The following is a 21,812-nucleotide window of genomic DNA, read 5'->3' as shown; positions in this document are numbered from 1 at the left end:
CCTTAAAATACAATTGTTTTTTTGAGGGAAACACTATTATCAAAATATTCCGACATAAAGAGATGCTCAAATTGTTTTATATTGATATATTGAACCAAGGGGTGAAAGTCACTTCAAAGCTGATGACTTAATAAGAACTGACCGCCTCTTATATCAACCTCAAAGAATCGCAGTCCATTTTTATGCACCATTTTGTCCTTCTCTCGATGACAAGAAAAGTCATTCCGGAAAGCGCCGGATCTTTTCTTTACATAACAAGTAAATCCATCATTTTCCGGTATCGCCACTTTGACATTTGCTCCGGTTGAAGTAGATTTAAGTGAATTTAGCATGTTTGTAGAATGAATCTGCATCCTTCTACCTGTTACATGCAGATCAACGTCCGAAAAGGCACCCGTTAACTCAACTTTTGACGATGTGGCGTGCAGTAATAATCTTTGTGCGGTCAGTTGCCGACTAGAAATAAGCCCACCTACTGTCTCTAAATGGAGATGCTTGATGTCACCTGATAGCATCGTTTTACCGGAAGTTAAATGACAAGAGACATTTTCCGCCTTCAGTCTCTCTGCCTGAAGATTTGCTCCTTTACAACGAATGGAAATGGACTGTAATTGTCGTTTAGGGAGAAAAATAGCGACATCAGTTTTATAAAGTTGAAGCCCTAAGCTGAGTATTTTTTTCCGTCTATCTTTAATGAACAATCGCCCATCCTTTACCTGATGACTCATCAAATAACGATTTGGAAACACTTGATTGGCCGTTTGACGAATGATGAGATAAGGACGGTCATGGTGTTGAATACACACCTCTCCGAGCAACCAATCCAACGATAATTCTACGACCGATTGTTCAATTTGAATCGTATGCTCCATATGTCTCCCTCCTTGTATACTCGCTTATCTCGCTTGAAGCCGGGTCATGCGGCCCCATAATTCCAAGATCACAATGAGGACAGCTATCATCATGACTCCTGACAAAATGAAATTCATTTGATCATTTCCATAAACAGCGATTAATACGTTTCCTAAAACAGCACATAGAACAATCGCAGTCAGAATGGTCATGAAAGTAGACCTCTTCATTACCCCCACTCTCATCGCAATCATGCCAATACCATTGATACAACAAGTAAACACTAGGTACGTTTTGATCACAGTGAACATCACATCAGCTGTCAGTGCATCTTGAACAATAGGGAAGAATGTTTCAGTGACACTAAACACAACAAATGACGGAATGATACTACACAGCATGACAATTGTAGAAAAGCAAAGCATCCAAACCATTCTCGAAAGGAGGGATGACTTCATACTGGATGAATGAGGTTCATGTTCTTTCAATGCAGTCACTATTACTCGACAATACATCATGGCTGTGACGATCGAAAAAAAGATCATCCATACTATACTGGTCAACAAATAGATATTCTGATATTGCTGAAAACCTATTTCCTGTTCAACCTGTGCAACAAACGCGACAAAATAAATAAACACCAGCAGTACAATACTGACAATCATACTAGCTTGAATATAATGTTTCATATGGCTTTTTCTTAGCTCAAGTTTTACGAAGTGAAGCATAAGGCATCCTCCTATGAAATGAATTTTGCTTTTGACTCTTTTCTGACCATTTAGGTTCTTGGCTGATCATAACCACCAATCCCAGCATAATGCGCTGTGACCTTTTGAATAAATAGATCACTCACCACATCCACTCCGAGACCTTTCATCATCTGTTGTAAAAACAGTAAACGCTGGCTAGTTTCCTGCTCATCACGAGCAAATAGCGTTGGGTTCAGCCATATATTGACGAGAAGCATAAACACTTCTGCCACTTCACCAGGAAATGCAGTCTTTATCGAACCATCCTCAATTCCTTCAAGAATAAGATGTTTGATTTTTAGCGCATCCTGATTTACGCCTGCTTTCATTCCCTCAACCACAAATTGCGGATTTTTGATCTGGTCAACCAAGATCCCATCAATCGAATGAGATTTTGAATCTGCCACTAGCTGCTCTAAAATACGCTGTAACTTCTCTTTTGCATGCGCTGCCTCTGTATGCTTAATCAGATCTTCAAGCTTCTCAGTCGCATGACGAAATTGCCTCTCCATCACGGCACGTAATATTTCTTCCTTCGATTTAAAATGATGATAAATAGCCCCTTTAGACATGTTCAATTCTTGGATGATATCCTGCAAACTCGTCTTTTCGAATCCTTTTTCCTGAAACAGCTTCGTCGACACATCTAAAATTTGCTTGATTGTCTTTTCTGGATATTTATTTCTGGCCAAATAAAACGCCCCCTTTTACATACCGACCGTTGGTATGTATATTTGTATTTTTCATTATAAACTGTTCTTAAAGATTTGTATAGAATAAAAAAAAGACCGCTCACACGGTCTCTTCAAGTTCAAATTGTAAATTTTTTAACACCAGAAAATGAAAATATTGTTCAATAAACTTGGGTAACTAGATGATGCGGGGAAGGTATATTACTAACGGTGACTCTCGATGTTAGATAAAAATTCTCTAAAATCAGCTGCGAGTTCCTTCGATTTCGTATGATGCAAATAATGGCCGCCTTTGAAAGTAACTACTTTTCCGTGATCTACATTTTTCAGTAGATCTTCATGCATTGGTTTCCAGCTTGGTGTTTCTTTCTCCGTTTGATCCGCTAGATAGAAAACAACGGGGAGATTCTTAGGGAAATGTAATCGTTGAGCGTTTTTAAAATTGTTTCTAAAGTTTTCTGCCTCACTAGCTTGGCTTTCATTCAAGAAATTTTGAAAGGTCAGCATTTTGATCTGATCTTTCGTTTGATCATCCACTTTAGGCATCAACAGTTGATCTGGATTCACTTTCACTATCAATCTGTAAAAGCCGGATTGATGAAGCAGCTGTAAGCTGGAGACTGGCAATTCATCTGCATCCTCCTGCTTAGGAACACTGCTGTCAATTCCAACAAACGCTTGGACTTCTTTTTCATATTGATTCACATATTCTAATCCATAAATGCCAGAGATCGAATGACCCATCAACGTATACTTTTTAATGTTAAGCTTCTGCAAACATTCATGAATCTCATCTACAATGTTTTGACTTGTCCGTACTTTATCTGTATCGTCACTTAAACCATATCCAAATGGTTCAATCACTACGACTCTATAATAAGGTGATAATTCATCTACTAGAGGCTTAAAATCTAGCACTGGTGAAGCAGTTCCATAGCCTGGGAGAAGTACAATCGTTTCTTTCCCATCGCCTTGAATGAGCACATTCATTTGCTTCCCATCCACCAAGACCTTTTGCCCATAAGCTTCTATTTTCCCCTTCTCCCGTTCATTACTAATGAGGTTTACAAAATAAACAGTAGCTAGAAAAACAACCATGACCGTGATAATGGTGCCTATGGAGATCAGCATGATTCTCAATATTTTTTTCATTGGTTTTCTCTTCCCTTCATGATGAAGAACTCTAGCCTACATCCCTCGATGAAAATTAATATTTTCTTTCACAATAGATGATGCCGATTGTATTTGCGCAAACACTTGATACATACATAAAAGTAATCGCTATATAAAACCATTCTGTTGGAGATGAAAATTGATGGACTAAAGATTGAATGATAACAACTAATAGATAAGCTAAAGCAACACCTACAATAGAAAAACTTCCTGCTTTCGCTAGAATAAATTGACCTCGTTCATCATGTTTATATTCACGGTTTTTCTTAAATTGAAAGGCCGTGCTTAAAATAGAAAGGATAATCAAAGAATAAAGAATGATCGTCGTCATCATTGTGGTTCCTCCTTGTCGACCTCTTGAAATACGTCATACAAATCAACTTCAAATGTCCTAGCAATTTGAAAGGCTAATTTTAAAGACAAAGAATATTTACCATTTTCAATCGCTGCCACAGTTTGACGAGTCACACCTAACTTCTCTGCCAAATCCTTTTGTGTCCAGTCTCTTTCTGCCCGTAATACCTTAATTCGATTTTTAATCTCCATTTGAAATCCCTTTCTTAAAGGATGATTTATTTAACAATATGTTAAAAATTATTAACATTATGTTAATTAATAATAACCTCTTTTCTTCTGTATGTCAATTTCACCAGATGCAAAAAAATAAGAATCATCCATTTTGAAAGTCTTACCTCAAAATGAATGATTCTCTAAAAATGATGTGATCATCTGAATTAGAACACTTTCCTCTGGTAAATCGCAGTAGAAAGTCCCCAAGACAGCAAGTAGATGAGCATAATCAGCACAGTTGATCCCGTATATAAAATAGGGATCGATAAATTCATCATAAAATCAGTGACCCCACTGAATTGCTCTGCTAAATAGAGAACAACTGGCGGTCCCATAGCAGATAATAGGATAAAGCCAATGAGCACTGCCGTTGTGATATAACCAGGCTTTAAGATATAAAACAATGGAAACGTACACGCCGCGAACAATAAAAACAACCCGCTGCCAAGAGCAATATCCGTCATCGAAAACAGCTTCCCAAAACTAAATAAAGCAACACTTGTCAGCCCGATCGCAATGACCATATAAAAAACGGCACCAAGATAACGAGATGCAATAATTTCATTCCGTGTATAAGGCAAAGAATTTAATAGAATATTCGTTTCTGCCTTCTCATCATAAGCGTATGTGTTAAATGGAATGAAGACACTAGCGACTAGAAACGTCAATACTGGATGGACATCCATGAAAATAAAAAATAAGATAAACGGAATAAAAATAAGTAACTGCTTCTTTTGCAAAATCACATCACGCTTAATTAAATGATACATGCGCAACCCCGCCTTTCAAATAAAACATGATATCCTCAAGCGACGCCGGTTCAATCACAACAGCATCCCCAAAAATAAGTTTCACCTCATCAATCCGATCTGTTAATGCTTCAAATCCGGCTGCCGTACGCTGAATATGGATAAACGCCTTTTCTGTGTCTCGATCCAATAAATCCAGGCTCCCCTTCACCAGCGCATAATTCTCCGCCACCTCATGAATCGACTGTTGAAAGACCAATCTTCCATTTTGTATAAACGCAATATAATCCGCAATGCGATCTAAATCAGTCGTCATATGCGTCGAGAAAAAGATCGTTCGATTTCCATCAATCATCAATTCTTGTAACGTGCCGAGCAGCTCTCTTCTAAAGACCGGATCCAACCCAGCAGTTGGTTCATCCATGATAATCAGCTCGGCATGATGCGACAGCGCAATCGCAAGTGACGCCTTCATCTGCATCCCTTTTGAAAATGTTTTGATCGCTTTATTCAACGGCAGACCAAACTGTTCAATATATTGATAAAAAAGCTGGTCATCCCAGCGTTTATAGGCAGGTGCCACAATTCGTTTAATGTCCTTTAAATTCAATCCTGGGAAAAAAACGTTAGCATCGTAAACAAAGCCGATTCGTTCCTTAATCTCTTTTTCATGGGTGCGGTAATCTAATCCGAAGATTTTAATCTCACCCGAATCTGGTTTTAATAAATTCATAATCATTTTAATCGTAGTCGACTTACCAGCGCCATTTTCTCCAATAAACCCTGTAACAAAGCCTTTTTTGACCTGTAAATCAAGATTCTGAACAGAAAAGTCCTTGAATCGTTTTGATACTCCTTTGAATTCAATCACGTGCTCCACTCATCTCACTCCTCATACAAGAACTTTAATAACTGCTGCAATTCATCAAAAGATAAGCCTAATTCCTTGCCGTTTGTAACAACTGCTCCAAGCTGTTCCTCAATCACCTTCAATTTCTTCTCTCTCATGACCTCTAGGTTTTGCTCGGCAACAAACGATCCCTTACCGACAATCGAATAAATAAATCCTGCCTTCTCTAACTCTTCATATGCCCGCTTTGTTGTGATGACGCTGATTTGCAAATCCTTCGCCAGCTTTCGAATAGACGGTAGTGCCGCGCCTTCCGCCAGCTCACCCGTTAAAATCATCGATTTAATTTGATTCGTAATTTGCTCATAGATGGGCTCCTTAGAGTGGTTTGAAATCGTAATTTGCATATAAAAACCTCTTTTTTTCTGTACTAGTGTTTGGAACGAAATATTGTATATACACTATATATACATTATATACACATTGAAAGAATAATCAACCATTTTTTGATTGCAACTCAACTAAAAAACCGCACAGCTTTTCAGCTATGCGGCCTTCCCCAACAAAATTTTTCTCCAATACACCCATTTTCCCATCATCCACTCCACCGGACCTCTTCTCCATTTTTTCAAATAGAGATAGCTGATGAACAGCTGTGCTGTATACAGTCCGACAGCGAGCAGCAGTCCAAACATTGATCCCATTTGTCCAAATAGACCAAGTCCATAAGAATAGAAAATCGTTGTACAAATGATCGACTGCGCCAAATAATTTGAAAGGGACAAACGGCCAAGCCCTGCAAGCAGACGTTTCAACCCTTGAGCAGCCTTTGAATAGTAAAAAACAATAAAGGCTTGAATATAACCGATCGTCAGAACATAGGCACCTAACGTCATCACCATTTCACTCCAAGGAGCATCAATGAACGTCGCACATTTTAAGGCGAGCCCGATGATAATCATCCCAACCCAGCCTTTACGATAAGCCATGCCTCGATCTACTTCTGTCAAATGACCTTTTTTCCCAATAGCCATGCCAAGCAGTGCAAATGGACCCACCATGATCGTACCGAATAGAAAACCTAGGATTGGCATCAGCGTAATGGTCACGATCGCCATAATAATGGTCACAATCATCATATCGTCTTCAATCGTAATCCGGCTCAATAAAATATCACCGTATGCACCCTTCGCATACACATCAGTTAACAAATCATCATTTCCATAAACAAAGGTCATCAGATATGGCAAAACCACCAATGACAATGCACCTAACACACCCGACCAAATCAGCATTGTTTTGATCCGGCTGCTCATAAACATCATCAAGAAAAGCATACAAGCTCCATAATAAAGAAGAATGTCACCATTCCAAATAAAGATGTAATGCAGCATTCCAAGCACAATCAGACCAAAGCCACGGCGGACGACAATGGCATTCGTATTTAGTCCCTTAGCTTTCGTAGATTCAATCAGCTTGATAAAAGAATATCCAAACAAAAAGGAGAAAATCGGATAAAACGACCCCTGGAACAAAATTTCCGTTACATAAACGCCAAATTCCTGCCCCCAAAAACTCGAATCAAACATTTTCTCAAAATCATAATCATATTGAAAATTAAGCATATTCACGATCAAAATACCTAATAAACTAAAACCACGCAAACTATCAATTAACTCAACCCTAGACCCCTTCAACACGACAGCTCCTTCGGAAAATATAAAAGCATATTTATCCTACCACACTTTTAAAAAATTGGTCTCTACACCCATGTAAAAACATACTTTTTAAGGAAAATTTAATAAAAAAACCTAGAATATACATTCTAGGTATCATAATGAATGATGACTTTCCTCTTTCCTCATCACACGCTTCACATAAAACAAAATCCCCAATCCGAATAAAATCAATGTCAGCTCCCAGTCTGCAGAAATCGGAAACCATTTCAATATCATTAAAATCAACAAAACCGCTCCAACACCGGCGAAAAAAACCGTGTTTCTTTTTAATTCTTTGTTTGATAGAAACAACACTCTCTCCTCCCTGATACTTACTAACTAATTGAATGTTTTTCTAACTTTTTCAATATTTTTTCCAAGCCGCTATCTCCCATTTTCCGATCTATTAAATTTCCCTCTTCATCTATAAGGCAAAAGCTAGGTAACCCTTGAATCTTATACTTTGCAACAATCTCATAATCCTGATCCAACACAATAGGAGCGGTCATATTTTTTTCCTCTGCATATTCTGAAACAACATCTGCCGACTTTTCATCTTCTGTATATGGAATATGGACACAGGTTAAATGAATACCCAACTGATTTACACGATGTAGAATGTGGTCGGTTAATTCTTCACAATGCGGACAGTTGACTGACCAAAAGTATAGAAGCTGCTGTCCCTCAGATAAACTCCTTTGATCTGAAGGATAAATCCAAGGGAGGTGCTCAGGCCAATTGAGTTTTTGCGTTTCCACTATTCATCCCCCTTTTCCTTTAGCTGAAAAGCAATAATCTTCCCTAATGCTTCCTCTGCAGCAAAAGGAGTGACGCTGCCTGTTGGATTTTCTTGTTCTTGTTTTAAGCACTCGTACATGTTTTTTTCAATTTTTGATGGATCAATCCAAGAGATACACCATGATGCCCAGAAACAAGTAGGACCCTCATAACGTTTAGCCAGTGCCAGAAGGAATGGCAAGCTAGGCTGTCCAATCCTCATGAGTGACATGGCAGCGGCCATTCTTGTATCCTCTTCTTCACTTTCTAATAGCTGTGCTAGTGGCTCAGCTGCTTCTCCCGCATCTGCTCCAAATTCACCAAGTACAGCTGCTGCAATGTTCCGCAGAGATCCTTTTTCTTTTAAAGCCTCAACAAGGACGGGCACTGCATCTTTTCCGAACTTTCTCAATTCCCCTATTGCTTGAACGATCGTTACTTCATTTGTATTTGCCAATTGTTGAACTGATTGAGACAGCTTATTTTCTGGCTTCATTGACAATCAACTCCTCTTTTTAATGAACCGCACGGTATCGATAACAAAGCACATAAAATCCTGCTCCAGCCACTAGGGATACAATTGTTGTCAACAAGCCATCAGTGATTAGATGAATGCTAATCATAACCATAGCACTGATCACAGACGCAAATAGCAATGATCGATAATAGGCGGCCAAAGCAAAACTCCTTTCTCTTCTCAGAGGCTGCATAAAGGCAAAGAGCCGTATGGCCAAAAACCACATATAAACTCCTCCACCAAATAAGGTCCAATACAATACATCCTGAATCTCAATTAAATAAAGAGAAATCAAGTAGAACGCATACAGCCAAAAGGTTTGAAACACTTCTAACAGAATGATTTTTTGATATAAAGCACCTGGAAAAAGATAGAGCACTCCTGTTTGTGCGTGTCTTACAATCCCAGCATAATATGAACTAAAAAGAACGGATGAAGCGATGACGATTAAGAATAGATTCAGCCAATCAGAAAAATAAGTAAGGACGACATAGTAAGTACCAATTAACAGCATGGTAGATAACAAATGAAAGGCCGCATACTTTTTTACCAGCAATAATTCAATCCAAAGAAAAGCCCAGCTACCCGTTAATGACGAAAGCCCCCACCACGTCTTGACCTTTTTTTGAACGATTGGACTTGATTGAATATGTTTCCCCTCAAATTCTTCCCAAAATACTGCCTCCTTGACTAAAGACTCCTTCATCTCTAAACGATGACTAGCCTTGTACATCATCATGAAAGATAGGAACATTACTCCAATAAAGATGAAGAAAGAAAGAATGGAGAACTCTTCGATCATACGTCCAGCTTGAAACATCAAAGAATCAGCAATGTTCATCAAGAAGGGCTGTTTCATCATGAATTGATTCAAAACCAGCAGTGCAAAGAAGCCAAACATCAATACAAAACCGAGTATGAGCAGGCGCTTATATACTCGAATGGTTCTAGCACAAGACATCGCAATCATCCAAGTTTCAACCAAACATAACAGCCCTGTCAGGATGAGTGATTTTCCAAGCAGAAACGGGTACTGCTGCGTCATAAAAAACAGAAGTAGATCCGCAGCCACAGCAGAAACAATGAGAAGAGCCCCTCGCCAAAAAATGTGATACAACCATACACTGATGACAACTGTCCATAGAGAAGCACCATTTCCATATAACCAAATGATATCGTTCATTTGACTAGGCAGCCGATTTGTAAACAAGCCAAACCCCGTATAGAGAACAAACAAACAGACAATGATCCACCCAGCTGCAACCGCATTCCAATCACCCATACTTGAAACTGCGCTTAGCTGAAAACCAATTGCCGCAATGAAAAGAAGTAAGATCAGAAAAGGCATTTTCTTTTCTTGATTTTTACTGATCAAGCGTCTTTGAGATTTCATCCATAAAAGGGAGAGTGTGTTATTCACTTGACCACTCCCCCAGAAGTTGAATGACTTCTGCCCTCCACTCACTCTGTTCTTCCTTTAATTGAGGAACATCCATATTCTTCATGATGGCACCGTCTCGTATCAATACCACCCTACTGGCCGTATCGAGAACGAATTCTAGACTATGAGTCGACACAAAGACCGCCCCACCTTGACTGCTTTTTTGTCTCAGCCAATCCGACAGCCACTGTTTTGACGGAATATCTAACCCTACAGTCGGTTCATCTAATATAAAAAGGGAGGCATCTTGAACAATGGCCCCTGCTAAAACGACACGCTGCTTTTGGCCTCTCGACAGCCTTCCGCACAGTTCGTTCATCTTTTTTTCCATATGTACTTCTTTCAACGCTCCATATACCTTTTCCTTGATCTGTTTTAAGCCTTTATGATATCCTCGAGCACGGAATTGAACATGTTCAGCAGCCGTTAAGTCTGGATACAAATACGGCTGATCAGGAATAAGAGCTACTTGTTTTTGGACATGGGGATGACCAGGCGGGAAACCCTCAATGAGAATCTCCCCTCCATCTGGTTTATATAGCCCCGTTAAACACCGAATCGTTGTCGTCTTCCCGGCACCATTAGGCCCGAGCAGCGCCACAACCTCACCTGCTTCGATGGAAAACGACAGACCCTCTATCCCATCACCATTGCTGTATCGTTTGCTTATATTCTGAACCTCCATGAATGGCATCAAATCTCTCCCTTACTATTAGAGTGATGTATGCTTATCAATGGTGTTTTTTACGATGACATGTAAATGTAATTAGACCCACTCAATATTTACCCTGATATTACCATACAGACAATAACAAGATAAGGGTATAGAGGTAATTTCTTAAAATTTCACAAAACAAAAAAGATTGAGCATCAATCACCCAATCTTTTACCGATTAAATCTCCTGACACGCCCAAGCATCCACCTCTACCTTAAGATCAGGTGAAGCCAATGCCACCACATAAATCATCGTCATACAAGGTAGATGCTCGCCTAAAAACTGCCCCATGATTCGTTTTCTGCTCTCCGCATCGAACTCTCCTACGAGATAAAATACTAATTTCGTTATGTCTTCTACCGCCATGTCTGCCGCTTCTATGTTTCGCTTCACATTCTCTAATGCTAGTTGGAGCTGCTCTAATGGACTCTCTGGAATTGTTCCATCCGTCTCCATCCCTACTTGACCTGATAGGGTTAACCACCGCTGTGGTCCTGTTGTTTCTATTTGATGAGTATATGGTGCAACTGGCGGGTGAATGGTCTCCGGATTACGTGATGTTCTCATTGATAAAAACCCCTTTTCTGAAAATACAATCAATTTATATCCATCATATCAAACTTTCTTTCTCACTCAGATTGATATGCTTCTAGTGACGCTAACAAAAAAGCCTTCCAAATAAAAAGTCTCCTATAAAATAGACCCTTTAGATCTTCATATCCAAAGGGTCCTCCAACCTATAATTCTTGTTTTCTAAAAAGAAACCATCCGATGAGAAAAAAGAAACCAATCAATACCGATACACCTAGAAAACTTGTAAGCGCCTGATCCGAATAAGTCCCTCTATGAATCATCTCCTCGGCCGCACTTGTCACGCCTTTAGGCGCAAACTTCCCTAATGTATCCTCATAAAATGAAGGAACGGTAAATAGAATAAGGTTGATCAAAAGCGATACACCGCCAGCTGTGACGGAACGTGTAAAGAATGCCGAAGCACAAATGGTCGATACCACAATCAGCAATAAATTGGGGTAATAAAGAAGCGTTCCTTTTACCACATTGACCCAATCCACATGCCCAAATTGGATGTCCACATAATAAACGGAGGCAAGCACTGCCACTACCAAACTAAACAAGGTCAAACAAGCATAGGCGCATATTTTCGAGATATAGTAACTCATTCGACTGATTGGTTTCACCATGATCATCGCCGTCACCCCAGAGGCACGCTCTCCTGCGATCGTCCCCATCACAATCATAATGAGAATAAAAACGCCAAGCGAATCGAACTTACTCAATGCACTCGCTAAAGCCTCACCAGCGCTAGGCTCTGGTATATAAAATGTGGACCCTTCAGGTAGATTCGCTGATTTCGACAAAAGGTCTGGCAGCATTTTGAGCGTAATAGGCTGTGTGATCATTAAAATCGTAAAAATAATCGGCACAAATAACATTTTATAACTAGTGAATAACTCCCTAAATTCCTTTTTAAACATCATCACGCCGTCACAACCTTCATGAAAATATCTTCAAGCGTCAGCTTAGATAGTCGATAATGGAGGAGAACACCGCCAGCTTCAGTGATGAGACGAGGCAGCTCCTTCAATGCCATTTGTTGATCGTTGACTCGCACCTCATAAGCGTCTCCTGTTTCAATGCATTCCTCCACCCAATCCCGCTCCTTTAACAAAGCCACTAGTTTCGTATTCTGTTGTTCTAATTGAAATTCAATCACTGGCTGGATATAGTCTTCTTTGATCTGTTTCATCGAAGAGGACATCTCAATTTTTCCACTGTTGATCATAATAATATGATCCGCCACCCGTTCAATGTCGTCTAAAATATGGGTCGACATAAAGATCAACATCTCATGCTTTAGACGCTCAATCAAAGTCAGGACATCTTTTCTTCCCATTGGATCAAGTGCAGACACAGGCTCATCCAAAATAAGAACCTTCGGGCTATTGATAAGCGCCTGTGCAATGGCAAGCCTCTGCTTCATCCCTCCGCTATAGCTGCCAATGGCACGATCCTTCGCCTCATATATCCGGCAAAGCTTCAACAGCTCCTCTGTTTTGGATCGAATGATGTTTTTCTCTAATTGAAATAATCCGCCAACCCAATGCATCCACTCCTGCCCCGTCATATCCTGATAAAATGCAGGCTGCTGCGGACAATAGCCAATCACATGACTAATGTCATCCATATCCTTTGTCACATCCATACCCGCCACCTTCACGACGCCAGACGTAGGACGAGCAAGCCCCGTCAAAATCCGAATCGTCGTTGTCTTCCCCGCACCATTGGCTCCTAAAAAGCCGACACATCCAACCTCCCCAACAGAAAACGAGACATTTTTTAAAATTTCATTCGGGCCATACGATTTCGTCAGCCCATGACACTCCAGCATATTCAAGCGAATCCCCCCTACTAAGATTGTTTACGACCAAAAATGAAATACGCAATAGGACCGGCACTCGCCACAAACACAATCACCAAAGCCCAAACCCACTTCACTTCTCCCCTGATTCTCGATGGATCTCTTTTCAGCAAATCAAACAAACCAATCACCATTAAAATCGCTTGCAGCAAAATGAGAGGTAAAATCATCTTCATATCCATCCACGCCACTCCTTTTTCATACACCAATTTTTTTGATATCACTTCTTTTGACGACATGAAGAGGGAATTCGTTCAAATGGGTTTTATTTTTATTGGTCAAATGGTCTATATAAAAAAAGCCCAGTGAAGGTTATTCACTGGACTTGCTTGTTATGGTCATGAAGAACACCGCAAAATCTTTTCCATCGCCTTTCCTTTTGCTAACTCATCAATCAGCTTATCTAGATACCGAATGTTTTTCATGGTTTCTTCCTCAATGTCTTCTACTCGAACACCACAGATGACTCCTTTGATTAAACTGCGGAAAGGATGCAGCTCAGGGGCCTCAACAAAGAAGTTTTCAACATCTATCTGTTGATTCACCCGTTCCTGCAACTCTTCCGGACTGTGCCCCGTCAACCAACAAATGATCGTATCAACTTCAGCTTTCGTTCGTCCTTTTCTCTCTGCCTTTGCGATATAGAGAGGATAGACTTTTGCAAAGCTCATTGTATAGATTTTAGGTTTGGTCATGTGTTTTTCTCTCTTTCTTTTTAAAATATTCAAGCTGTATGGTCTTCTCTACATGCTGCTCTCTTAGTATGCCTATTCTCTTTTTATTACCTGCATCTTTTTTGAAAGATCTATATTTATGAAATTGAACGAAACAGAATCCTAGAAATACACAAATCGGTCCTTCGACGGTAGCAGGACCGCCAATCAACAAATAAGAGCTTATAAACAATGCGATATAAACGATGAAGAAAAAAATAATTCCCCTTTTCTCCTTTTTTAAATATTCACTCATAATGATTCTGCTCCCTTGAACATGTACGATCTTATCGAATCTATCTTTCATTTTATTTAGTTCTTTAGACACAAAAACACCCCTTTAGACAATTATATCTAAAGGGGTATCAAAAATCCGATTTTATTTAACCCTACTCCACCGTCACACTCTTCGCAAGGTTACGTGGTTTATCCACATCACACCCGCGGTGAAGGGCTGCGTAGTAAGCGATTAGCTGTAATGGAACAACAGATGCAAGTGGTGCAAGTGCTGGATGTACAGCTGGAAGGACGAAACGGTCGCCTTCGTCTTCTAGGCCTTTTAGTGAGATGACACATGGGTTTGCGCCGCGTGCAACGACTTCTTTGACGTTACCGCGAATGCTGAGGTTCACATGCTCTTGCGTTGCAAGGGCAATGACCGGTGTGCCTTCTTCAATTAAAGCAATGGTGCCGTGTTTGAGCTCTCCGCCAGCAAAGCCTTCTGCTTGAATGTAAGAGATCTCTTTTAGTTTTAGTGAACCTTCAAGGCACACATAGTAGTCAAGTCCTCTTCCGATAAAGAATGCGTTACGTGTCACTGTGAAGAAGTCACGAGCGATTTGTTCCATTTCATCCTTTTGATCGACAAGGGCTTCCATTGCGTTTGCTACAATCCCAAGCTCTTTCACAAGGTCGAAGTCAAGAGATTGACCATTTAATTCAGCTGCAACGGATGCAAGGATCGCAAGAACAGCGATTTGCGCTGTGTAAGCTTTTGTTGAAGCCACTGCGATTTCTGGTCCTGCATGAAGAAGCAATGTGAAGTCCGCTTCACGAGAAAGCGTAGATCCTGGTACGTTTGTGATCGTTAATGCTTTATGACCAAGTTCTTTGACTTGAACAAGTACAGCACGGCTGTCCGCAGTCTCCCCAGATTGAGAAAGGAAGATGAACAACGGTTTTTTCGATAGAAGCGGCATGTTGTAAGAGAATTCACTTGCTACATGGACTTCTACAGGTACTTTCGCCCAGTCTTCAATGTATTGTTTACCGACAAGTCCAGCATGGTAGCTCGTTCCACAAGCCACAATGTAAATGCGGTCTGCTTCTGCTACTGCGCTTGCGATATCGCCAGCGACTGACAGCTTGCCGTTTTCGTCTTGATATTCTTGGATGATTTTGCGCATAACAAGCGGCTGCTCATCCGTTTCTTTTAACATGTAGTGAGGATATGTGCCTTTCTCGATGTCGCTTGCATCTAGCTCAGCGATATAAGAAGGACGTGTCATGATATCACCGTCAAGGTTTTTGATGATAACCTCGTCTTTTGTGACAATGACCATTTCTTTATCCATTAATTCCGCATATTCGTTTGTTACTTGAAGCATCGCCATTGCGTCAGAAGCGACAACGTTGAAATCTTCTCCGAAACCAACCAATAATGGGCTTTTGTTTTTCGCCACATAGATTGTTTCTTTGTTTTCGTTATCGAAAAGAGCAATTGCGTAAGAGCCTTTTAGTTGAAGAAGCGTTTGACGGAAAGCTTCCTCTGTATCAAGACCTCTGCTTACAAATTGTTCGATGACTTGAACAACAACCTCTGTATCTGTGTCGCTTTTTAGTGTGACGTCTTGTAAATATTCGCGTGTCAATTGTACATAGTTCTCAATGACACCGTTATGAACAAGCGTAAAACGGCCAGAAGCACTTTGATGCGGATGCGCATTTAGATGGCTTGGTACACCGTGTGTTGCCCAGCGTGTATGTCCGATTCCAGCTGAAGATGCTACGTTTGCATCAACAACTTCACGAAGCTCAGCGATACGTCCTTTTTCTTTGAACACATGCACGCCTTCTTCGTTTGCCACAGCGATACCTGCTGAGTCATACCCACGGTACTCAAGCTTCTCTAAACCTTTTAATAAGATTTCCTTCGCATCATTCTGACCAATATAACCTACGATTCCACACATAAATATTCTTCCTCCCGATCATGTGAAAGGGACAAAGAAAGCCTACTAAAATAGAAGGGACATTTCTTCGTCCCTCTCTACATGTTTAATTTGGGAGATCATGTGTATTCCCTTTGTACAAAGAGTCACCTCCTTGCTTTAAAGAAACACTTACGGCTGTGATCTCTTTTCTGATCAGCCGGGAGGCATCCGCCGAAAATTCGATAACCTCCATCCTCGTCAACTAAGCATCTTTCGTCCGATCGCTTAGTTCGGGCGCTATAATTATAAGAGAGTTGCTGAACATCTACCCTGCCTTTCCTGATAGAATAAAAATCCAGTAACACAAGGATGATTGTACTATAAGGTCTGACCTCCGTCAATCACAATTTAGTCGGTGATCCCTTTCAAGAAAGTGAGACCTCCATACACTATATGCGATGAGGCTTGTCACGTTCTACCTTTGATGTGCTCTCTTATGTATGAAGACAACAGTAAATTGCCCTCGCGTATAATATTCGTACAAATCCATCCATTTATGACGTTTATTCGAAAAAAAAGCAAACCGCTGCTAGCGATTTGCTTTGGTATCTATTACTCAATACCCATTTCTTCCTTCACAACAGCGGTAATTCGAGTCACATATTCATCACATAGTTCTTTTGTTTTCGCCTCTGCCATGACACGTACAAGCGGCTCTGTTCCAGATGGACGAACAAGAATGCGGCCGTCACCGTTCATCTCTTTTTCAACCTCTTGAATCACTGCTTTTACTTTTTCATTTTCTTCTACTTTATATTTATCAGACACTTTCACATTCACTAGAAGCTGCGGGAATTTTTCCATTTCAGCGGCAAGCTCTGACAATGTTTTTCCTGTTGCTTTGAGTGTATTGACAAGCATGATTGCAGAAAGCATGCCATCACCTGTCGTATTGTAATCAAGGAAAATCAAGTGGCCTGATTGCTCACCGCCGACATTATACCCATCCTTTTTCATCGCTTCAACCACATAGCGGTCACCAACAGCGGTTTGGATGCTCTTAATGCCTTGTTTCTCAAGCGCTTTATAGAAACCTAGGTTACTCATGACCGTGGAGACGACCGTGTCATCTTTTAATCGGCCTTCGCCCTTCAAATAACGTGCACATATGTACATAATTTGATCGCCGTCTACAATATCACCTTTTTCATCGACAGCAATCAGACGGTCACCGTCACCATCAAACGCAAGACCAATATCTGCACCCTTCTCCTTCATAAAAGCAGAAAGTGCCTCTGGATGAGTTGAGCCTACACCATCATTGATATTCAATCCGTTTGGTGATGTTCCCATTGTGGACACATCTGCATCTAAATCCGCAAATAAATGTGTCGCTAGAGAAGAGGTTGCACCGTGTGCACAGTCAAGCGCCACGTGAATACCTGTGAAATCCTCGTCTGCTGTCTGCTTTAAGAATTGCAAGTATTTCTGACCGCCTTCAAAGTAGTCATTTACCGTTCCAAGATCCGCTCCAACTGGGCGTGGCAATTGATCGACCGGCTGATCCATCAGCTGCTCAATTTCATTCTCCTGTTCATCAGACAGCTTAAAGCCGTCACCGCCGAAGAATTTAATTCCGTTATCTTGAACTGGGTTGTGAGAAGCAGAGATCATGACACCCGCTTCTGCGTCCATTGCTTTCGTTAAATAAGACACTCCAGGTGTTGAGATCACACCTAAACGCATCACTTCAGCCCCAATTGAAAGTAAGCCTGCTACGAGCGCTCCTTCTAGCATATGACCGGATACACGTGTGTCTCGCCCAACGAGTACCTTTGGACGTTCTTTATCCTTCGTGAGCACATAGCCGCCAAATCTCCCAATTTTAAATGCGAGCTCTGGCGTTAATTCGCTATTCGCCACACCCCTTACACCATCAGTTCCAAAGTACTTGCCCATGTTTCAATCGCTCCTTTTTTACCATTCAAGAGGACGCTTCGTCCTCTTTTTTATCTTCTTTGATCCGCTGTCTTTGACTTGATTCTTTCTTTGCTTTATCTTGCGTGGATTCTTCTTTACTCTTCTCTTCCTGATCATCGTCATCAGAAGATGGCTTCTTCTGATCATTTGTAGACGCTGGCTGATCTTCTGTCTCAGTAGAAGTCAGTTTCACTTTGACCTTTGAACTCGATAATGTCCACGTCACATTTTGAGGACCGTTCACTTGAATTGTGACCTCATGTGTTCCTTCGTTCAAGTCCCCAACATTGATATAGGCTTCAACATCTGAAGCCTTTAGTTTATCAATCGCACTTTTTGATCCCTTTGCTGTTAACGTGAGTCGTCCAGAAGATGGGCTCACAAAATCAGAGGTGAGATCCTTGCTCAGACCTACGACAGAAATTGGTACATTATCGATCTTTTTTTCTTGCGCTGTTGCAACCTTCACTTTGATCTTCACCGTTTCGGGCGATACCTTTTTCACACCATCTGGTAGGGGAATGTCGGCATCAATCTCCGTATCATCTTTGATCTTGCTTAGGTCCAACTTGACACCATCAATAAAATCAAGCGAATCCAGCACTTTTTGAGAACCGTACACTGTGACCTCACTCGGGCTTGTCTCAATGCTTGAGATACTGATCCCATCCGGCAAACTGCCAGTCCGCTCTATTTTAAACGGAACCTTTTTGCTTGGACTTGAGATGGGAACTGTAATATTCACCACAGACGGACTCAATTCGACTGGCAGCTCATTCCCGCTACTATCATACACAGTGAGCTTCGCTTCCTTTTCAATTTGCTGATCGACATCCTCTAGGTTCACAAATGCTTTAATGACAGAAATTTTGTCGATCACGTCCTTAGAACCTGTGACTGTAACTTTTTTCGGATTCACAATAGGCTGTTCAGGTGAATAGCCGTCTTTGATTTTATTTTGATTATAAAATTCGGTTTCCACAGGAAATTCTGCTGTTGTTTTTTCTTGTATCGTCACCGTCGTCACAGATGGATTGATCGATAGTGTGAGTCCTTTTGATACATCTCTTGCCTTCAGCTCCACTTTATGAGTACCTGTGGATAAATTCTGCATATCTGCATATATTTCAAAGTTCTTTGTTTGTCTTGCTGTTTTCACAGCACTCGTTGACCCTTTAATCGTCACATTAACTGTTTGCGGCACACCAGTAACGACGTACTTCTCGTCATCATAATACGCTTTAACAGGAATGTCAGTTAGGGTTGCTTCATCTGTCGTCGATGTTGGGAAAAAGGATTCACCGATTTTTTTCGGCGTGGGCGCTTGCGCTGAATTGACTGCACCATACAGCAATAAAGCGAAGACCAATGCAAAAAGCTTTACGGCCCAGCGATTATTCAAAATCTTATCCATTTTTCTTGCCCCTCCAATACCATTTGGTCGAGGAAGCATCTTTGCTGTTCTTACTAAATTCAGCAATCAGCATTTCTTCAAGGGCTTCTTCTGTCAATTCTCGGTGGAGATCACCATTTCTCGCGACAGAAATGCCGCCTGTCTCCTCAGAAACGATGACGGTCAAGCTGTCTGTCACTTCGCTAATTCCGACTGCCGCCCGGTGACGCGTCCCAAGTTCCTTAGAGATAAAAGGACTTTCTGACAGCGGTAAATAACAAGCGGCAGCTGCAATTTCATCACGCTTCATAATGACAGCACCGTCATGAAGCGGTGTATTTGGAATGAAAATATTAATGAGCAGCTCTGAACTCACCTTTGCATTCAAAGGAATTCCAGTCTCTATGTAATCATTCATCCCAGTATCACGCTCAATTGTCAGCAGCGCGCCGATTCTGCGTTTTGCCATATAGTTAATTGCTTTTGTAATTGCCTCGATCGTTTTCTGCTGCTGTTCCTCTACAGGTGTCCCGCTTCTTGAGAAGAAACGGCCGCGCCCAAGCTGCTCAAGCGCTCTCCTTAGCTCTGGCTGAAAAATAATAATGATCGCAAGGAATCCCCACGTAATCGCTTGATCCATCAGCCATTGAAGTGTGTTAAGACCGAGATACGCACTTCCCATCCTGACGAGAACAATGACCACAATTCCCTTTAAAAGCTGAACCGCTTTTGTTCCGCGGATGACCATCATTAATTTATATATCACATACCAAACAACGAGAATATCAACAGCATTACCGAGGTACTGCAAAATAGGAATATCCCCTAAAGCCATTTCCTCGTCCTCCAGAATTTTCAGTTATTCTTCGTTTGATGCATTTTTGATAAAAAAAGAGCCTATGTGTAAATACATAGCGTGGCTATTATATCACATTTTGTTTCAGCAAGGAAAACAGTTGCCATATATGGCTAGCGTGCTAGCTCGCATACATTCTGACCTATAATATAGAAAAAGAGCAGCCCCTAAAGAGACTGCTCTCGACCCGTATAATTACTTTTGCTCCTCTGGTCCAATGACCCGCATCACATTTTGTGCTGTAGATTTCATTTTGTACCAGATCCAATCAAACACTTCATTAATTTCATTAATTTGACCAGTGACTTGGCCGGCAGAAGCAGTCAGCTGTTCCCCATTGACGACGGTGACATTTCCATCAACCTTGCCTTCTACAATCAGCTTGCCATTTTTGACAGTGACATCACCTTTTACGGTTTCCCCTTTAGGTACGGTCACTGTATCATTTACAACAACGAGATTCGGCTGCTTCGACACACTGAAATTATGATCGGTATTCCAGCTTGTAAACAGACTGCCTCCCATCAAAATGAGAAAGAGGGCAGCGGCCACCATCAGCGGATGAGCTTTGATCCATCTTTGAACCGACACACGCTTTTTTTCCTTTGGAAGACCTGCCATCACCTTTGCAGTGAAATCAGTTGGTGCTTCTATATGAGATGTACTCTGCACAAGCGCGATGGATTTCTCAATTTGTTGAAAATGAGTACGGCACTCCTCACACGATTGCAGATGGCTTTTTAATTCTTTTTCGTCTTGGGGCTCAATGTCCCCGTCTAAATACTGATGCATAAGCAGGACGATTTTTTCCTGACAGCTCATCAAAATCACCTCACTCAAAGGTCTCTCAACTGTTTCCGGAGAGCCTCTCTACCCCTGTGTATTCTCGTTTTCACCGTACCAACGGGTATATTTAGAATCTCACTAATTTCTTTTAACGAGAGTTCATCAATATACTTTAATACGATGACCGAACGATATTTATCGGGTAATCTTAGAATTTTTTGCTGAATGGTACTCGATAATTCAAGAGACACCACCTCTTCCTCTGGCAAAATGCCATCAGCAGCAATTTGAGAATACATATTCAATCCTTCTGTTCCTGCCACCTCTGCATCTAAATAATAATCCGGCTTTTTTTTGCGAATACGATCGATGGTCAGGTTGGTTGCAATGCGGTACAGCCACGTAGAAAACTTACGATTCACATCAAAGCTTTCAATATTCACATAGGCACGAATAAACGCCTCCTGTGCAATATCCTCTGCTTCGTGTGCATTCCCAAGCATACGGTAGCACAGCTGATAAATTTTGTCTTTATACAGGTCTACGATGTCTGCAAATGCGTTCTGGTCGCCTTTTTTCAATTGCTTAATTCTCTTTTTAATCATTGTGTCCATAGTATATTCAACCTCTGCCTTCACCGGTCTTTATGTATACGAACCTCTTTCCAAAAGGTTTCATTCTCCTCTA

27 protein-coding genes are annotated in these 21,812 nt (G+C 41.0%); all 27 read right to left on the bottom strand.

Going from position 1 to position 21,812, the window contains the following annotated elements; genetic code table 11:
• Window positions 1–113: 113 nt before the first annotated feature.
• The 27 genes from MKY18_RS01205 to sigW all read right to left on the bottom strand — a co-directional run bounded on the left by MKY18_RS01205 (window position 114) and on the right by sigW (window position 21,739).
• A complete protein-coding gene (locus tag MKY18_RS01205; protein ID WP_342487955.1) occupies window positions 114–872 on the bottom strand; it encodes a DUF4097 family beta strand repeat-containing protein in 759 nt (252 codons plus the stop codon).
• Window positions 873–896: 24 nt separating this feature from the next.
• Entirely contained in the window at window positions 897–1,580 is a 684-nt protein-coding gene (locus MKY18_RS01200; protein ID WP_268483256.1) for a bacitracin ABC transporter permease, read from the bottom strand.
• Between the two features lie 50 nt (window positions 1,581–1,630).
• The gene (locus MKY18_RS01195) at window positions 1,631–2,293 is read right to left on the bottom strand and encodes a TetR/AcrR family transcriptional regulator (RefSeq protein WP_221450775.1); all 663 of its coding nucleotides are present in this window, start codon (window positions 2,291–2,293) and stop codon (window positions 1,631–1,633) included.
• A 204-nt stretch (window positions 2,294–2,497) separates the two neighbouring features.
• Window positions 2,498–3,445, bottom strand: coding sequence for an alpha/beta hydrolase (locus MKY18_RS01190; protein ID WP_342487954.1), 948 nt, complete (start codon window positions 3,443–3,445; stop codon window positions 2,498–2,500).
• A 55-nt stretch (window positions 3,446–3,500) separates the two neighbouring features.
• Window positions 3,501–3,800, bottom strand: a complete 300-nt coding sequence (locus MKY18_RS01185) for a hypothetical protein (protein WP_003217102.1) — start codon at window positions 3,798–3,800, stop codon at window positions 3,501–3,503.
• The gene (locus MKY18_RS01180; RefSeq protein WP_003217221.1) at window positions 3,797–4,012 is read right to left on the bottom strand and encodes a helix-turn-helix transcriptional regulator; all 216 of its coding nucleotides are present in this window, start codon (window positions 4,010–4,012) and stop codon (window positions 3,797–3,799) included. Before MKY18_RS01180 ends, MKY18_RS01185 begins: the two co-directional genes overlap by 4 nt.
• 188 nt (window positions 4,013–4,200) lie before the next feature.
• Entirely contained in the window at window positions 4,201–4,806 is a 606-nt protein-coding gene (locus tag MKY18_RS01175) for an ABC-2 transporter permease (RefSeq protein WP_003216994.1), read from the bottom strand.
• Entirely contained in the window at window positions 4,790–5,665 is an 876-nt protein-coding gene (locus MKY18_RS01170; protein ID WP_003216953.1) for an ABC transporter ATP-binding protein, read from the bottom strand. The genes MKY18_RS01175 and MKY18_RS01170 overlap by 17 nt, the downstream gene beginning before the upstream one ends.
• A gap of 5 nt (window positions 5,666–5,670) precedes the next feature.
• The gene (locus MKY18_RS01165; protein WP_003217079.1) at window positions 5,671–6,042 is read right to left on the bottom strand and encodes a GntR family transcriptional regulator; all 372 of its coding nucleotides are present in this window, start codon (window positions 6,040–6,042) and stop codon (window positions 5,671–5,673) included.
• 138 nt (window positions 6,043–6,180) lie between these two features.
• Window positions 6,181–7,332 carry a DUF418 domain-containing protein gene (locus MKY18_RS01160; protein WP_321160737.1) on the bottom strand — a complete coding sequence of 384 codons (1,152 nt, stop codon included), beginning with the start codon at window positions 7,330–7,332 and terminating at the stop codon, window positions 6,181–6,183.
• 135 nt (window positions 7,333–7,467) lie between these two features.
• Window positions 7,468–7,665, bottom strand: coding sequence for a hypothetical protein (locus MKY18_RS01155; protein ID WP_065097725.1), 198 nt, complete (start codon window positions 7,663–7,665; stop codon window positions 7,468–7,470).
• 23 nt (window positions 7,666–7,688) lie between these two features.
• Window positions 7,689–8,111 carry a TlpA disulfide reductase family protein gene (locus MKY18_RS01150; RefSeq protein ID WP_342497665.1) on the bottom strand — a complete coding sequence of 141 codons (423 nt, stop codon included), beginning with the start codon at window positions 8,109–8,111 and terminating at the stop codon, window positions 7,689–7,691.
• Window positions 8,111–8,626: a HEAT repeat domain-containing protein gene (locus MKY18_RS01145; protein ID WP_050943428.1), complete on the bottom strand. Its 516-nt coding sequence runs from the start codon at window positions 8,624–8,626 to the stop codon at window positions 8,111–8,113. Before MKY18_RS01145 ends, MKY18_RS01150 begins: the two co-directional genes overlap by 1 nt.
• A gap of 19 nt (window positions 8,627–8,645) precedes the next feature.
• The gene (gene skfF, locus MKY18_RS01140; protein ID WP_342497664.1) at window positions 8,646–10,067 is read right to left on the bottom strand and encodes a sporulation killing factor system integral membrane protein; all 1,422 of its coding nucleotides are present in this window, start codon (window positions 10,065–10,067) and stop codon (window positions 8,646–8,648) included.
• Window positions 10,060–10,782 (bottom strand): ABC transporter ATP-binding protein, encoded by a 723-nt coding sequence (locus MKY18_RS01135; protein WP_342497663.1) that lies wholly within the window; start codon window positions 10,780–10,782, stop codon window positions 10,060–10,062. Before MKY18_RS01135 ends, skfF begins: the two co-directional genes overlap by 8 nt.
• A 199-nt stretch (window positions 10,783–10,981) precedes the next feature.
• A complete protein-coding gene (locus tag MKY18_RS01130) occupies window positions 10,982–11,371 on the bottom strand; it encodes a RidA family protein (protein ID WP_044139161.1) in 390 nt (129 codons plus the stop codon).
• Between the two features lie 170 nt (window positions 11,372–11,541).
• Window positions 11,542–12,306 carry an ABC transporter permease subunit gene (locus MKY18_RS01125; RefSeq protein WP_081277131.1) on the bottom strand — a complete coding sequence of 255 codons (765 nt, stop codon included), beginning with the start codon at window positions 12,304–12,306 and terminating at the stop codon, window positions 11,542–11,544.
• Window positions 12,303–13,220 carry an ABC transporter ATP-binding protein gene (locus MKY18_RS01120; RefSeq protein ID WP_342497662.1) on the bottom strand — a complete coding sequence of 306 codons (918 nt, stop codon included), beginning with the start codon at window positions 13,218–13,220 and terminating at the stop codon, window positions 12,303–12,305. The genes MKY18_RS01125 and MKY18_RS01120 overlap by 4 nt, the downstream gene beginning before the upstream one ends.
• Window positions 13,221–13,234: 14 nt before the next feature.
• The gene (locus MKY18_RS01115) at window positions 13,235–13,426 is read right to left on the bottom strand and encodes a PLD nuclease N-terminal domain-containing protein (RefSeq protein ID WP_003217265.1); all 192 of its coding nucleotides are present in this window, start codon (window positions 13,424–13,426) and stop codon (window positions 13,235–13,237) included.
• A 156-nt stretch (window positions 13,427–13,582) separates the two neighbouring features.
• A complete protein-coding gene (locus MKY18_RS01110) occupies window positions 13,583–13,939 on the bottom strand; it encodes a DUF2200 domain-containing protein (protein WP_113768605.1) in 357 nt (118 codons plus the stop codon).
• The gene (locus tag MKY18_RS01105) at window positions 13,926–14,285 is read right to left on the bottom strand and encodes a hypothetical protein (RefSeq protein ID WP_065097734.1); all 360 of its coding nucleotides are present in this window, start codon (window positions 14,283–14,285) and stop codon (window positions 13,926–13,928) included. The genes MKY18_RS01110 and MKY18_RS01105 overlap by 14 nt, the downstream gene beginning before the upstream one ends.
• Window positions 14,286–14,346: 61 nt before the next feature.
• Window positions 14,347–16,149, bottom strand: a complete 1,803-nt coding sequence (gene glmS / locus MKY18_RS01100) for a glutamine--fructose-6-phosphate transaminase (isomerizing) (RefSeq protein ID WP_003216893.1) — start codon at window positions 16,147–16,149, stop codon at window positions 14,347–14,349.
• 573 nt (window positions 16,150–16,722) lie between these two features.
• Window positions 16,723–18,069 (bottom strand): phosphoglucosamine mutase, encoded by a 1,347-nt coding sequence (gene glmM / locus MKY18_RS01095; RefSeq protein WP_044139154.1) that lies wholly within the window; start codon window positions 18,067–18,069, stop codon window positions 16,723–16,725.
• 25 nt (window positions 18,070–18,094) lie between these two features.
• Complete coding sequence (locus MKY18_RS01090; protein WP_065097736.1) at window positions 18,095–19,504, bottom strand: YbbR-like domain-containing protein; 1,410 nt, start codon at window positions 19,502–19,504, stop codon at window positions 18,095–18,097.
• Window positions 19,497–20,318 carry a diadenylate cyclase CdaA gene (gene cdaA, locus MKY18_RS01085; RefSeq protein WP_003217057.1) on the bottom strand — a complete coding sequence of 274 codons (822 nt, stop codon included), beginning with the start codon at window positions 20,316–20,318 and terminating at the stop codon, window positions 19,497–19,499. Before cdaA ends, MKY18_RS01090 begins: the two co-directional genes overlap by 8 nt.
• 216 nt (window positions 20,319–20,534) lie before the next feature.
• Window positions 20,535–21,161, bottom strand: a complete 627-nt coding sequence (gene rsiW / locus MKY18_RS01080) for an anti-sigma-W factor RsiW (protein WP_034664492.1) — start codon at window positions 21,159–21,161, stop codon at window positions 20,535–20,537.
• 14 nt (window positions 21,162–21,175) lie between these two features.
• Entirely contained in the window at window positions 21,176–21,739 is a 564-nt protein-coding gene (gene sigW / locus MKY18_RS01075; protein ID WP_003217112.1) for an RNA polymerase sigma factor SigW, read from the bottom strand.
• Window positions 21,740–21,812 lie beyond the last annotated feature (73 nt).

Origin of the sequence: Bacillus sp. FSL R7-0672 (assembly GCF_038601465.1) — a bacterium.
Taxonomy (GTDB): domain Bacteria; phylum Bacillota; class Bacilli; order Bacillales; family Bacillaceae; genus Bacillus; species Bacillus pumilus.
The sequence above is the reverse complement of the archived record's forward strand: the minus strand, read 5'-3'. Positions and strand labels throughout refer to the sequence as shown.

What these genes read in the sequence shown, in the direction of transcription:
- MKY18_RS01205 (WP_342487955.1), bottom strand. Translation starts at nt 872, where the DNA reads ATGGAGCATACGATTCAAATTGAACAATCGGTCGTAGAATTATCGTTG.
- MKY18_RS01200 (WP_268483256.1), bottom strand. Translation starts at nt 1,580, where the DNA reads ATGCTTCACTTCGTAAAACTTGAGCTAAGAAAAAGCCATATGAAACAT.
- MKY18_RS01190 (WP_342487954.1), bottom strand. Translation starts at nt 3,445, where the DNA reads ATGAAAAAAATATTGAGAATCATGCTGATCTCCATAGGCACCATTATC.
- MKY18_RS01185 (WP_003217102.1), bottom strand. Translation starts at nt 3,800, where the DNA reads ATGATGACGACGATCATTCTTTATTCTTTGATTATCCTTTCTATTTTA.
- MKY18_RS01180 (WP_003217221.1), bottom strand. Translation starts at nt 4,012, where the DNA reads ATGGAGATTAAAAATCGAATTAAGGTATTACGGGCAGAAAGAGACTGG.
- MKY18_RS01175 (WP_003216994.1), bottom strand. Translation starts at nt 4,806, where the DNA reads ATGTATCATTTAATTAAGCGTGATGTGATTTTGCAAAAGAAGCAGTTA.
- MKY18_RS01165 (WP_003217079.1), bottom strand. Translation starts at nt 6,042, where the DNA reads ATGCAAATTACGATTTCAAACCACTCTAAGGAGCCCATCTATGAGCAA.
- MKY18_RS01145 (WP_050943428.1), bottom strand. Translation starts at nt 8,626, where the DNA reads ATGAAGCCAGAAAATAAGCTGTCTCAATCAGTTCAACAATTGGCAAAT.
- MKY18_RS01135 (WP_342497663.1), bottom strand. Translation starts at nt 10,782, where the DNA reads ATGCCATTCATGGAGGTTCAGAATATAAGCAAACGATACAGCAATGGT.
- MKY18_RS01130 (WP_044139161.1), bottom strand. Translation starts at nt 11,371, where the DNA reads ATGAGAACATCACGTAATCCGGAGACCATTCACCCGCCAGTTGCACCA.
- MKY18_RS01115 (WP_003217265.1), bottom strand. Translation starts at nt 13,426, where the DNA reads ATGGATATGAAGATGATTTTACCTCTCATTTTGCTGCAAGCGATTTTA.
- MKY18_RS01110 (WP_113768605.1), bottom strand. Translation starts at nt 13,939, where the DNA reads ATGACCAAACCTAAAATCTATACAATGAGCTTTGCAAAAGTCTATCCT.
- glmS (WP_003216893.1), bottom strand. Translation starts at nt 16,149, where the DNA reads ATGTGTGGAATCGTAGGTTATATTGGTCAGAATGATGCGAAGGAAATC.
- glmM (WP_044139154.1), bottom strand. Translation starts at nt 18,069, where the DNA reads ATGGGCAAGTACTTTGGAACTGATGGTGTAAGGGGTGTGGCGAATAGC.
- MKY18_RS01090 (WP_065097736.1), bottom strand. Translation starts at nt 19,504, where the DNA reads ATGGATAAGATTTTGAATAATCGCTGGGCCGTAAAGCTTTTTGCATTG.
- cdaA (WP_003217057.1), bottom strand. Translation starts at nt 20,318, where the DNA reads ATGGCTTTAGGGGATATTCCTATTTTGCAGTACCTCGGTAATGCTGTT.
- rsiW (WP_034664492.1), bottom strand. Translation starts at nt 21,161, where the DNA reads ATGAGCTGTCAGGAAAAAATCGTCCTGCTTATGCATCAGTATTTAGAC.
- sigW (WP_003217112.1), bottom strand. Translation starts at nt 21,739, where the DNA reads ATGGACACAATGATTAAAAAGAGAATTAAGCAATTGAAAAAAGGCGAC.